Genomic DNA, 11,966 nt, shown 5'->3' on the forward strand with positions numbered 1-11,966 from the left:
CCTGACGCTCAGGCCGGCGACGCCGGACGACATTCCGGCCCTGCACCGTCTGGTCGAGAGCGCCTATCGCGGCGAGACGGCCAAGAAGGGCTGGACCCACGAGGCCGACCTGCTTGGCGGTCAGCGCACCGACGCGGACGGTCTGGCGGAGATCATCGCCGATCCCGACAAGACGCTGCTTCTGGCGCTGGAGGGCGAGGTCCTGATCGGCTGCGTCCTCGTGGCCCGTCAGGCCGACGGCTCGGCCTATCTGGGCATGCTGTCGGTCGATCCGGACCGGCAGGCGGGCGGTCTGGGCCGTCAGCTGATGGCGGGCGCCGAGGCCTTTGCGGCGGAAACGCTCAAGGCGCCACGTATGGAGATGACCGTCATCCGCCAGCGCGAGGAACTGATCGCCTGGTACGAGCGGCGCGGCTATGCCCTGACCGGCGAGACCCAGCCCTTCCCAATGGACGACGAACGGTTCGGCCTGCCCAAGCGGCGCGACCTGGAGTTCGTGGTGCTGGCCAAGGCGCTGTAGGCGGTCACAAGCTTTGCAGCTGAAAGCTGTGGACATTTCCCGGAAATGGCGAGTTCCGGGCGGCGTTAATCACGCCGCCCCCATGACACCGCGCCCTACGCCGATTTAGCTGATCGGCAGGTCCCCCCGCCAACAGTAGAGAGTTCGCATGCCCGGCCGTCCAGGAGTCTCGTTACGGACCTTCGGCAAGCTGGAAGACGAGCTGCTCTCTGTGGCCAAACGGCTGTCGAACCGGCAGCTGCTGGAACTCGCCGACGACTTTCACGCCATGCTGCGCGAGCGACGGGCCCGTCTGAATACGCCCGCGGCCGTCCCGCCCTACACGGGTCTGAACGACAACCAGCGCCTGACCAAACGCCGCCCCTAGAGCGGGTCCAGTTTGACGACTTCGGGCTTGTTCATCTCGCGCCGCGCCTTGTCGAAATACTGCCAGCCGGTCCACAGGGTGGCGAAGGCGGCGGCCCAGATCAGGGTGTCGGCGACGAGCTGGAACTGGTCGATATAGTCGAGGTCCCAGCCGAAGCCGTCCCAGTTGCGGGCCAGAAGCTGGGCGCCGAGGGCGACCATCTGCAGCGTCGTCTTCCACTTGGCCAGCAGGGTGACGTCCAGCTTGACCTTGCCGGCGACGGTCTCGCGCAGGGCCGAGACGGCGAACTCGCGGAACAGGATCAGGCCGCAGGGGATGGCGATCTGGGGCACGGAGCCGGAGGTCAGCACGCCCAGGATGGCGCCCGTGACCAGGATCTTGTCGGCGATGGGATCGAGGATGGCGCCCCAGCGCGTCGTCGCGTTCCAGCGGCGCGCCAGATAGCCGTCGACCCAGTCGGTCGAGGCCGCGACCACGAAGATCCAGAAGGCCGCGCGATACAGGGCGAACTGGTCGTCAGGATCGAGATAGGCCGACAGCGGTCCGAAACCCCCGGTCGCGCCCGCCAGGATCAGGAACATCACCACCCCGGCGAACAGGCGGATGCCGGTCAGGATGTTGGGGATCGGATTGGCGTGATGGGCGGGGGTCATCGAGTCTCTTTCAGGCGGCTGCATATCGTTTGCCATGCTTCGCCGCCGGACGCGACTGTGAGCAGTGAACGACCGATCAGCCCAGAGGTTCGAACCGCGGCCCGTCGCCCAGCTTGCGCAGCACGCCGTCGGCAATGCCGAAATGCAGGCCGGTCAGGGTGAGCTTGCCCGCCGCCTCGCGCTCGGCGATCCAGGGGAAGGTGCGCAGGTTGCGGATCGACAGGCGCACCACCGCCTCCTCCGCCGCGCTCTGGACCTGATCGGGCGCCACCGTCTCGGCGACGTGGCGGACCACCGGGGTGCCCTGCTCGACCCAGGGGGCGACGAAGTCGCGGCAGTTGTCGGGCGCGCCGTGCAGCATGGCGCCGACGCCGCCGCAGCTGGCGTGGCCCATGACCACGATGCGGGACACCTCCAGCACCTTGACCCCGAACTCCAGCGCCGCGGAGACGCCGTGCTTCTGGCCGTCCGGCTCATAGGGCGGGACCAGGTTGGCGACGTTGCGAACCACGAACAGCTCGCCGGGCGCGGCGTCGAAGATCAGGGCCGGGTCAGCGCGGCTGTCGGAACAGGCGACGATCAGGGTGTGCGGCTTCTGACCCTTGGCCAGGGTCTCGTATTCCGCGCGGGCTTCCGGCCAGTGCTCCTGGCGGAAACGGCGGTAACCCTCGGTCAGGGCGTCGTTGTTGAAGTCGCTCATGAACCGCTTTTGGCGCCGCCCGGGGGCGACGCCAAGATCATCAACGCGAAAGTTCTGGATGGCGGGCCGTGAAGGCGTTGAAATTGTCCGCCACGTCGAAGGACCGGGCCTGGGCCTTGTCCATGTCCTCGCGTCCGGCCGCATCGCCCAGGGCCAGACGCGCCAGCCCCCGGCCATAAAGGGATGAGGTCTGGTTCGGCTCCGCGGCCAAGGCCTGATCGTAAGCGGCTTTGGCCTCGGCGTACCGGTCGAGCTGAAGCAGGACCAGAGCGCGGCTGTCGATGAAGCCCGCCTCCTCGGCGCCCGCGATGGCGCTGTCGCAATCGCCCAGCGCGACCTCAAGATCGAAGCCGGCCAACCCCTCGCCCCAGCACAGGTTGTTAAGCAGGACCGGATCGCCGGCGGCCAGGGCGCGCACGGCGGCGAAATCGGCGCGCGCGCCGGTCGCGTCGCCCGCACGCACCCGGGCCCGGCCGCGCAGGGTGAGCAGATCGCTGCTGTCCGGAGACGCCGCGATGGCGGTGTCCAGCGGCGCCAGAGCGGTCTCGGGCCTGCCTTCCAGCTTGGCCAGCCAGACCAGGCTGTTCAGACCGGTCCGGTCGGTCGGGGTCTCGGCCAGCATCGCCTCTATCAGCGTCCGGGCCTCGGCCAGGCGGTTGAGCTTGTAGAGGGCGCGCAGTTCACCGGACGGTCCGGCCGAGAGATCGGGATCAGCCGTCTTCAGGGCGCGGTAGTCGGCCAAGGCCCGGTCGTAGCGACCGATCTGGTAGTAGGCGGCGCCGCGTCCCCACAGGGCGGTCAGGTTGCCCGGATCGAGACGCAGGGCGACGCTGTAGCTGACGACGGCGTCGGCCGCGCGGCTGTCACTGAGCGCCACCCGGCCCTGCCCCGTCAAGGCGTCGATGTCAGCCGGATCCAGATCGACCGCATGGTCATAGTCCGCCTGGGCGCCGGCATAGTCGTCCTTGGCCAGACGGACCGCGCCACGGGCGCGCAGGGCCTTGGCGTCGTCGGGCGTCTTCTCCAATGCGGCGTCCAGCAGGGCGAGAGCCCCGTCGAGGTCTTCGGAATTGGTCAGGGTCTCCGCCCGTTTGATCAGGTCCTCGACATCGCTGTCGGCGGCCTCCATCCGGGCGCGATCGGCCGCCGTCGCCTGATAGTTCGCCGGCGCGCGCACCCGGACCATCGCATTTGAAAGGTTCTCGTTGCGGGTCCGCGCCGTCGCCATGTCGGCGGCGCTGACTTCGGGCGTCAGGCTGGTGGAGGTGATCACCACCTCGGCGACGCCGTCCGTGATGGTCGCCGTGCGCTCCATGTGAACGCCGGCCGACACGACCGTCTGGTCGGCGCCCTCGATACGGAAGCCTTCGCCGCCGCCGGGCAAGATGATGCGCGTGCGGACCCGGTTCCGGATCGGATAGGCGTTGGAATAGGGATCGTCCTTCCAGGCCGCGTACAGCCCCTTCCGTTCGGCCTGGGTGCTGGTGGTCAGGGTCGAACCGTCGATGGCCAGCAGGCGGCCGCCCGATCCCGCGACCCAGGCCATGCGCATCGTTCCGCTGATCAGCAGATGGAAGGTGTTGGTCGCGTCATCGAAGCGATTGCCGACGTTCGTGACCTTGAAGGCGTCGCTGTCCTGCATGGACGATTTCATCATCGTCTCGAGCTGCTCGGGCGGAATAGTCGATATCCGCTCGCGATAGGCCGTGGCGGCGTCTCCGGTCATGGCCCAGTCCATGTCCATCTTCGCGGCCGCATCCAGGCCTTCGGACGCGTCAATGGTCATGGAGATGTCGAGCGCCAGCTGTTCGGCCGGCGGCACCACGATGGGCTCCAGAACGGCGGCGGCGTCACGCACCGGCAGGGCCCAGTGATAGGGAGGCGGGGTGATCGAGGCCAGATCACGGTCGCCGGTCCGGGTGCCGTCCAGCCAGTAGGTCCGGTCGCCGATCGTGGCGCGGACGATGATGTGGTCGAACCAGGCCAGCAGCGGCAGCTGGGTGTCCAGACCGTCGCCCAGACTGGTGCTGACCAGAGCGCCTTCGGCCTCGATGCCGAGACCGTGCAGCAGGGCCAGCAGCAGCGAGGTCTTGCCCTTGCAGTCGCCGTAGCGGGCGCGCCAGACCTCGTCGGCCGAGGCCGGGGTATAGTTGCCCTCGCCCATCGACAGGGCGACATAACGGATCTGTTCCTGCACCAGACGCAGGGCGGCAGCGGCCTGGGCCTCGGGGGTCGGGTTTTCGGCGCGGATGCGCTCGATCTCGGCGGTCAGGGGCGAACCGGGCTCCAGCGTTCCGGACTTCGCATACAGCGGCGCCATCAAGGCGGAGGCCTGTGACCAGTCGGCGAAGTCGGTGAACTGGACCGTGCGGTCAAAATAGAAGCGGGCGGGCAGGTCGTCAGGCATCCGGGGCGGCTGCAGGTCGCGCTTGTCGATCTCCAGCACCCAGCCGTTGCGATCCGGGCGCGGGGCGGCGTCGGACCAGGAGCCGATGCCCCGGACGCGGATCGGCATTTCGTCGGGCCAGATCGCGCGCATCCGGTAGTGGTCGACGGTCAGCCCCGAGTTCAGTCCGTTCAGCACCTCGCGGTGCGGGGCCAGAACGCCGCCGCCGTCGTGGAGGGTGAAGGCGGTTTCCAGGATGTCGCCGACCCGCAGGTCGCGCGGCTGCAGCGTCGCCGTCAGGGCGCCGTCCAGCATGGAGTTCTCAAGATTGCTCTCGCGCCGGAGCAGTTCGAAGGTCTGGCCGTCGAGGACGTCGATGACCTGGGTTCCGCGGATGATGCGGATCGAATGGACCTGCACGCTCTCGCGCTGGGGCGACCAAACGGCGCTGATGGTGCTGAGCATGCCCAGACCTTGGGTTGTCTGCACACGGTAGCGGCGGAAGGTGTAGGTGTCGACGCCGTCGCGCGTGAAACGGACCTGCTGGTCGGTGGCGAGAATGCGGATCGGCGAGGCGTCAACCGGAGCCGGGGCCTCGTCCTGGGCCAACGGACGCACCCATGACGGCGTCGCGGCCCGTTCAACTTCCTGAGCACGCACGTCCCCCGCCGCCAGCAGCGAAACCGCCGCAAACGCACACAACCACACTCTCGACATGACCCCTCCAGATCTCCCGCAAAGGTTTAGCACGGAAGCTGGGCAGGAGAAGCGGGAACGGCCTGTATGGAGAATCAGCGTCCGCTGATCAGCTCTTGCGGAAGAAGGCGTGGATGCGTTCCGCCAGCGGTTCGCTGATCCCGTCGACCTTGACCAGATCCACGACCGAGGCGCGGCCCACGCCCTTGGCCGAGCCGAAGGCGTGCAGCAGGGCCTTCTTGCGGCCCGGTCCGACACCCTCGATCTCGTCGAGCGGGTTCTTCTTGATGTCCATCGAGCGGCGCTTGGCGTGGGCGCCGTTGGCGAAACGGTGGGCCTCGTCGCGCAGCCGCTGGATGTAATAGAGGGCCGGCGACTTGAGCGGCAGCATGAAGGGCGGCTTGCCCGGCACGAAGAAATGCTCCTTGCCCGCGTCCCGGTCCGGCCCCTTGGCCACGCCGACGGCCAGGATGTCGTCGAGACCCAGATCGGCCAGCACCGCCAGCACTTCGGCCAGCTGTCCGGCGCCGCCGTCGATGAGCAGCAGGTCGGGGCGGACCACCTCTTCGGCGCCCTCCTCCTCTTCTTTCACCAGACGGCCGAAGCGACGGCGCATGACCTCGCGCATCATGCCGTAGTCGTCGCCGGGCGTGATCTCCTGATCGCGGATATTGAACTTGCGGTACTGCGACTTCTGGAAACCCTCGGGGCCCGCCACGATCATGCCGCCGACCGCATTGGTCCCGGAGATGTGGGCGTTGTCATAGACCTCGATCCGCTCGGGCCGGGCCTCCAGACCGAAGGCCTCGCAGACCTCGTCGAGAATTTTGCCCTGGGCCGAACCCTCGGCCATCTTGCGGCCCAGAGCCTCGCGAGCGTTGGTCAGGGCATGATCGACGAGGGCCGCCTTGTCGCCGCGCTGCGGCCGATCGATGGAGACGACACGCCGCCCGTCCGCCTCCCTCGCCTTCATCGAGAAGGCTTCTTCCAGAAGCTCCTTCTCGAACGGGACGACGTTCGACAGGATCACGCGCGGAACCGGCTTGTCCTCGTAGAACTGGCCGAGGAAGGACGACAGGATCTCCGGATCGGTGTCGGACTTGTCCACGCGCGGGAAGTAGGCCCGGCCGCCCCAGTTCTGGCCGGCGCGATAGAAGAAGACCTGGACGCAGGCCTGGCCGCCCTCGGCGAACAGGGCGAAGACGTCGGCCTCCGCCACCCCCTCGGCCGAGACCGAATTCTCCATCGAAATCGCCGACAGGGCGCGGATACGGTCGCGGACCCGGGCGGCCTGTTCGAAGTCCTCGGCCTCGGCGGCGGTGGTCATTTCGGCGGACAGGCGGCCGATGACGGCGCGCGACTTGCCGCGCAGGAACTGCTCGGCCTCGGTGACCAACTCGCCATAGTCCTCCAGCGAGATCAGGCCGGTGCAGGGCGCCGAGCAGCGCTTGATCTGGTGCAGCATGCAGGGCCGGGTGCGGGTCTCATAGACGCTGTCCGAGCAGGACCGGAGCAGGAAGGCCTTCTGCAGGGTGTTCAGGGTCCGGTTCACCGCCCAGGTCGAGGCGAAGGGTCCGAAATAGTCGCCGGGGGTCGTATGGGCGCCGCGATGCTTCCTGACCTGGGGCGCCCGATGGTCGCGGCGGATCATCAGCTCGGCGAACGACTTGTCGTCGCGCAGCACGACATTGAAGCGCGGCTTCAGCTTCTTGATGAAGTTGGATTCCAGCAGCAGGGCTTCGGTCTCGGAGGCCGTGACCACCAGTTCCATCGACCGCGTCAGGGAGACCATCAGCCCGATGCGCTGGGTGTGGAACCGTCCCTGGGCGTACTGGAGGATGCGCTTCTTGATCGAGCGCGCCTTGCCCACATAGAGGCAGGTCCCGTCCTCGCCGTACATGCGATAGACGCCCGGCTTGTCCGGCGCGCGCCGCGCCTCGTCGCGGATCAGCTCGGCGGCCTTCAGCGCGCCCGAACCGTCTTCAGCCAGAATCGTCTCCTCGGTCATCGGGAGCAATATAGGTGATTTGAAACCGATTGCTGGCGGGAACCGGCGGGTGGACTAGCCGACCACCGAAATCTGCGGACGGCTGTTCTGCTCATCGAGCCAGGGCGGGGGCGGCATGTTGCGGTGGGCGTTGGCCAGGGCCTCGGACCAGCGGCGGCCGAGGTCCTTGAAGTAAGGGTCATCGGCCTCGATCCGGCGTTGGTCACCGTGCAGGCTGTCGCGCTTGATCACCACCATGTCGAACGGAGGCCCGACGGCGATATTCGAGCGAATGGTCGAGTCGAAGCTGATCAGCCCCAGCTTGACCGCCTCGGCCATCGGGGTGTCGGGACGCAGGGCGCGGTCGAGGATCGGCTTGCCGTACTTGAGCTCGCCGATCTGCATGTACGGGGTGTCCGCGCTGCACTCGATGAAATTGCCCTGGGCGTAGATCAGATACAGGCCCATCTTGCCGCCGCGGATCTGGCCGCCCAGCAGCATCGAGGCCGAGACCTTCAGGCTGTCGGCCTCAAGCGAAGGCGCGATTTCCTTGCGGACCTGATTGAGCGCATAGCCGACCAGCTGGGCGGCGCGGAACAGGCTGGGCGTGGTTTCCAGCGTTTCGATGTCGTCGTGGCCGGGCATCTTGATGCCCTCGGCGACCATGGCCAGGGCCGTCTGGGTCACCGACAGATTGCCGGCGGTGCAGATGGAGATGATCCGCTCGCCCGGGACTTCGGTGACGTGCAGCTTCTTGTAGGACGAGATATTGTCGACGCCCGCGTTCGTCCGGGTGTCGGCGATCATCGCCAGACCTTCATTCACCAACATGCCGACGCAATAGGTCATCGGTTCAGTACAGCCTCGGGGCGCGCACGCGCTAAGCAAGCCGTAACGCTAACAGATTCTCTTCTCACAACGACCCTTGACACTTCATGACCATCCGATGGTCTGTTGTTGTTGCTGGGTCTGTTGCATCTGGCGCACACGCAGGGCCACGGTCATGGTCTCCATGCCGCCGCCGTAGCTGGTGCCACGGAAGGGCGAGGCGCCGAGCGCGTCCAGACCCGAGGCCACGCGCACATAGTGTTCGGTCGGGGCGATGCCGTTGGCGGCGTCGAAACCCACCCAGCCCAGATCGGGCACCCAGGCCTCGGCCCAGGCGTGGGCGGCGTCCTGATCGATAATCCCGTCCGAGCGGTGCAGGTGGCCCGAGACATAGCGGGCGGGGACACCCATGCGGCGGGCGCAGGCGATGAAAATCTGGGCGTGGTCCTGGCAGACGCCCTGCCGCTGGGCGAAGGCGTCGGCGGCGGTGTGGTCGGCGGTCGTGGAGCCGACCATGAAGGCCACCTCGCCATGGATGGCCGCCATCAGCCGGTGCAGGCGGGACAGGACATCGCCTTGCCCGGCGCCCTTTGGCCCGTCCACCTTGTCGGTGAATTCCCGCAGGGCCGCGTCGGCATGGGTCAGGGCGCTGTCGCGCAGATAGACAAGAGGCGACAGACGCTCCGGGGCGCCGCGCAGGACGCCGCCGGTGTCGGTGGTCGCCACCTCGCCCGAGACCCGGATGGTCAGAGTCGGCGTCGGGCGCTCGGTATAGAGGGTGTGGACGATGTTGCCGAAAGCGTCGTCCGAGCGGCGCAGACGGGTGTCGACGTCGGTCTCGATCCGCCACTCCCGCACCTGCTGGCTTTCGGTCGAACGCGGCGTCAGACGCAGGGTCTGGACGATGAACCGCGCCGCCCGGGCATAGGAATATTGCGTCTGGTAGTCGATCCGGATGCGCATCAGGTCACACCAGGTACTGGTCGTGGATGGCGGCAGCCAGATTGTTGTTCTCGTTCAGGAAACCGAGAATGTACTCGTGCAGGCCGGACTGGAAGATGTCCTCGATCTTCGCGTCGTTGAACTGGGCCAGACGCGCCGAAGCCAGGCGCTGGGACGGACCGCGTCGGCCGTAGTCTGTAGCCAGCTTCTCCAGATAGGAGACGATCATCCCCTGACAGCTGGCCAGCGAGCGCGGCATCTGGCGGTTGAGCACCATCAGGTCGGCGACCAGCCAGGGCCGTACGCTTTCGCGATAGACCCAGCGATAGGCGGTCAGGGCCGAGACCTCGCGCAGCAGGGTGGTCCACTGGAAATAGTCGAGCTGACCGCCGACCCGCTCGTCGGCCGGGAGCAGCAGGTGGTATTTCACGTCCAGCAGGCGGGCGGTGTTGTCGGCCCGCTCGATGGCCATGCCCAGACGCAGGAACCAGTAGGCGTCATTGCGCAGCATGGTCCGCGACGAGGCGCCCTCGACGTTCAGGGAAACGGTCTTCACCCATTCGAGGAAGCGCACGAAGTCGTCGCGCTTGGACGGCTCGCCCAGCTCGTTCATGCCGTTCCAGGCGCCGTTGATGGCCTCCCACAGCTCGATGGTCAGGGCGGTGCGGACCGAGCGGGCGTTGGTGCGGGCCGCGGTGATGCAGGCGCGGATCGACGACGGATTGTCCGGCGCGAAGGCCAGATACTCGCGCACCGACTTCTCATTCGGCGCCCGGCCCGAGGCGGCGAAGGCGCGCGAGACCCCGGCCGAGGCGATGGCGCTGGCCCAGGCGGTAGCGGCGGCGCCGTCCTTGGCCGGCAAGGCGGCCAGACGCACGGCGGCTTCCAGAATCCGGGCGAGGAAATCCGCCCGCTCCATATAGCGGCCGGTCCAGTAAAGGCTGTCTGCGGTACGGCTAAGCATCAGTCGTCCAGCACCCAGGTGTCCTTGGTTCCGCCGCCCTGGCTGGAGTTGACCACCAGGGATCCGGCCTTGAGCGCCACCCGGGTCAGGCCGCCGGGGGCGACGCGAATGCCCTTGGGGCTCGACAGCACGAAGGGGCGCAGGTCGACGTGGCGCGGCGACAGAGTGCCGCCTTCGAGCGTCGGCGCGGTCGAGAGCGCCAGCGTCGGCTGGGCGATGAAGTCGTCCGGATCGGCGATCAGCTTGGCGCGGAAGGCCTCGATCTCGGCCTTGGTCGAGGCGGGGCCCACCAGCATGCCGTAGCCGCCAGAGCCGCCGACCTCCTTGACCACCAGCTGATCGAGCTTGGACAGGACCTCCTTGAGCGCGTCCGGCTCGCGGCAGCGCCATGTGGGCACATTGCCGAGGATCGGATCGCCGCCCGAGAAGAAGCGGATGATGTCGGGCATATAGGTGTAGACGGCCTTGTCGTCGGCGACGCCGGTGCCGACCGCGTTCGACAGGGTCACATTGCCCGCCGCATAGGCCGCCATGATCCCGGGAATGCCGACCGCCGAGTCCGGGCGGAAGGTCAGGGGATCGAGGAACTCATCGTCGACGCGGCGATAGATGACGTCGACGCGCTTCAGACCCTCGGTCGTGCGCATGTAGACGATGTCGTCATTGACCACGAGATCGCCGCCCTCGACCAGCTCGACGCCCAGCTTGTCGGCCAGGAAGGAGTGCTCGTAATAGGCGGAATTATAGGGTCCCGGCGTCAGGACGACGATGTTCGGGTCGGCCCCTGCTCCCGTCGGCGCCGAGGCCTGAAGGCTGGCCAGCAGCATGTCCGTATAGGTCTCGACCGGACGGATGCGGTGCTCGGCGAACAGGTCGGGGAAGAGCCGCATCATCATCTCGCGGTTCTCCAGCATGTAGGAGACGCCCGAGGGAGTGCGGCAGTTGTCTTCCAGCACCAGGAAACCGTCTTCGCCGGTGCGAACCAGATCGACGCCGGTGATATGGGTCCAGATGTCGCCCGGCGGGCGGCGGCCCTGCATCTCGGGGCGATAATGGGGATTGGTGAAGATCAGGTCGGCCGGGACGATACCGGCCTTGATGCATTCCTGCGGGCCGTAGATGTCCTTGAGGAAGGCGTTGATGGCCGAGACGCGCTGCTTGAGGCCCTTCTCCAGGTCCTCCCATTCCTTCGCCCCGATGATGCGAGGCACAACGTCGAAGGGGATCAGCCGCTCATTGGACTCCACATCGCCATAGACGGCGAAGGTCACCCCCATGCGGCGGAAGAAGAGTTCGGCCTGACGGGACCGGGACTGCAGCAGATCGGACGGCGCATTCTCGAGCCACCGGGCCAGGGTCCGGTAGCTGGGACGGATCTCGCCGGATCCGCTTTCGCCTGACATCTCGTCGAACGTGGCCCCATTCCCTCTGCTAAGCCCATTCAGATTGGTCCGGCCTCGCCGCATCGCGCAACAGAAATGTTGCAGCGCAAAGACGTTTTCTTTCGGCGGGTCAGCGATGTGCGCACAGCGCGGGGGACGAACGCCCGAACCCCTTGACCGTTTCACTGTTACACTCTAGTGGAACACGCCATGACCGCCCCGATCACCCGCAAGGCCGTTCACAAGGCCGCCGACGACCGCATAGCCCTGTATGACGCCCTGCTGTCGCTGAAGACGCGCGAGGAGTTCGACGCCTTCCTGTCGGACCTGTGCACGCCCTCGGAACTGCGCGCCTTCGCCGAGCGCTGGGCCGTGGCGCGCCTGCTGCACGGACAGGGCAAGTCCTATCGCGAGATTGCCCTCGAAGCCGGCGCCAGCCCGACCACCGTGGTGCGCGTCGCCCGGTTCCTCAAGGATATGCCGCATCAGGGCTACAGCCTGGTGCTGGAACGCCTGAAAAAGAAGAAAGCCTGACCCCGCC

The 11,966-nt window shown here is 67.2% G+C and carries 11 protein-coding genes; 3 read left to right on the forward strand and 8 right to left on the reverse strand.

Annotated elements, in window-relative coordinates:
• The first annotated feature begins 1 nt into the window (after nucleotide 1).
• Together AC07U0_RS02735 and AC07U0_RS02740 are read left to right on the forward strand one after the other, a co-directional pair.
• On the forward strand, nucleotides 2–520 hold the full coding sequence (locus AC07U0_RS02735) for a GNAT family N-acetyltransferase (RefSeq protein WP_494719178.1): 519 nt from the start codon (nucleotides 2–4) through the stop codon (nucleotides 518–520).
• A gap of 148 nt (nucleotides 521–668) precedes the next feature.
• Nucleotides 669–887 carry a hypothetical protein gene (locus AC07U0_RS02740; protein WP_494718492.1) on the forward strand — a complete coding sequence of 73 codons (219 nt, stop codon included), beginning with the start codon at nucleotides 669–671 and terminating at the stop codon, nucleotides 885–887.
• Here AC07U0_RS02740 and pgsA read toward each other — a convergent pair.
• The 8 genes from pgsA to AC07U0_RS02780 all read right to left on the reverse strand — a co-directional run bounded on the left by pgsA (nucleotide 884) and on the right by AC07U0_RS02780 (nucleotide 11,446).
• Nucleotides 884–1,540: a CDP-diacylglycerol--glycerol-3-phosphate 3-phosphatidyltransferase gene (pgsA, locus tag AC07U0_RS02745; protein WP_207868762.1), complete on the reverse strand. Its 657-nt coding sequence runs from the start codon at nucleotides 1,538–1,540 to the stop codon at nucleotides 884–886. The genes AC07U0_RS02740 and pgsA overlap by 4 nt on opposite strands.
• A 76-nt stretch (nucleotides 1,541–1,616) precedes the next feature.
• Nucleotides 1,617–2,240 carry a carbonic anhydrase gene (locus AC07U0_RS02750; RefSeq protein WP_494718493.1) on the reverse strand — a complete coding sequence of 208 codons (624 nt, stop codon included), beginning with the start codon at nucleotides 2,238–2,240 and terminating at the stop codon, nucleotides 1,617–1,619.
• A 40-nt stretch (nucleotides 2,241–2,280) separates the two neighbouring features.
• On the reverse strand, nucleotides 2,281–5,343 hold the full coding sequence (locus AC07U0_RS02755) for a DUF3857 domain-containing protein (RefSeq protein ID WP_494718494.1): 3,063 nt from the start codon (nucleotides 5,341–5,343) through the stop codon (nucleotides 2,281–2,283).
• Nucleotides 5,344–5,431: 88 nt separating this feature from the next.
• The gene (uvrC, locus tag AC07U0_RS02760; protein WP_494718495.1) at nucleotides 5,432–7,330 is read right to left on the reverse strand and encodes an excinuclease ABC subunit UvrC; all 1,899 of its coding nucleotides are present in this window, start codon (nucleotides 7,328–7,330) and stop codon (nucleotides 5,432–5,434) included.
• 54 nt (nucleotides 7,331–7,384) lie between these two features.
• Complete coding sequence (locus AC07U0_RS02765) at nucleotides 7,385–8,158, reverse strand: proteasome-type protease (RefSeq protein ID WP_494718496.1); 774 nt, start codon at nucleotides 8,156–8,158, stop codon at nucleotides 7,385–7,387.
• An 84-nt stretch (nucleotides 8,159–8,242) separates the two neighbouring features.
• Nucleotides 8,243–9,100 (reverse strand): transglutaminase family protein, encoded by an 858-nt coding sequence (locus tag AC07U0_RS02770; protein WP_494718497.1) that lies wholly within the window; start codon nucleotides 9,098–9,100, stop codon nucleotides 8,243–8,245.
• Nucleotides 9,101–9,104: 4 nt separating this feature from the next.
• A complete protein-coding gene (locus AC07U0_RS02775) occupies nucleotides 9,105–10,043 on the reverse strand; it encodes an alpha-E domain-containing protein (protein WP_494718498.1) in 939 nt (312 codons plus the stop codon).
• Nucleotides 10,043–11,446 (reverse strand): circularly permuted type 2 ATP-grasp protein, encoded by a 1,404-nt coding sequence (locus tag AC07U0_RS02780; protein WP_494718499.1) that lies wholly within the window; start codon nucleotides 11,444–11,446, stop codon nucleotides 10,043–10,045. Before AC07U0_RS02780 ends, AC07U0_RS02775 begins: the two co-directional genes overlap by 1 nt.
• A gap of 189 nt (nucleotides 11,447–11,635) precedes the next feature.
• Between AC07U0_RS02780 and AC07U0_RS02785 the strand changes: the two genes are divergently transcribed.
• Nucleotides 11,636–11,959, forward strand: coding sequence for a YerC/YecD family TrpR-related protein (locus AC07U0_RS02785; protein WP_494718500.1), 324 nt, complete (start codon nucleotides 11,636–11,638; stop codon nucleotides 11,957–11,959).
• Nucleotides 11,960–11,966 lie beyond the last annotated feature (7 nt).

This window comes from Brevundimonas sp. GW821-FHT02A10 (assembly GCF_059422025.1).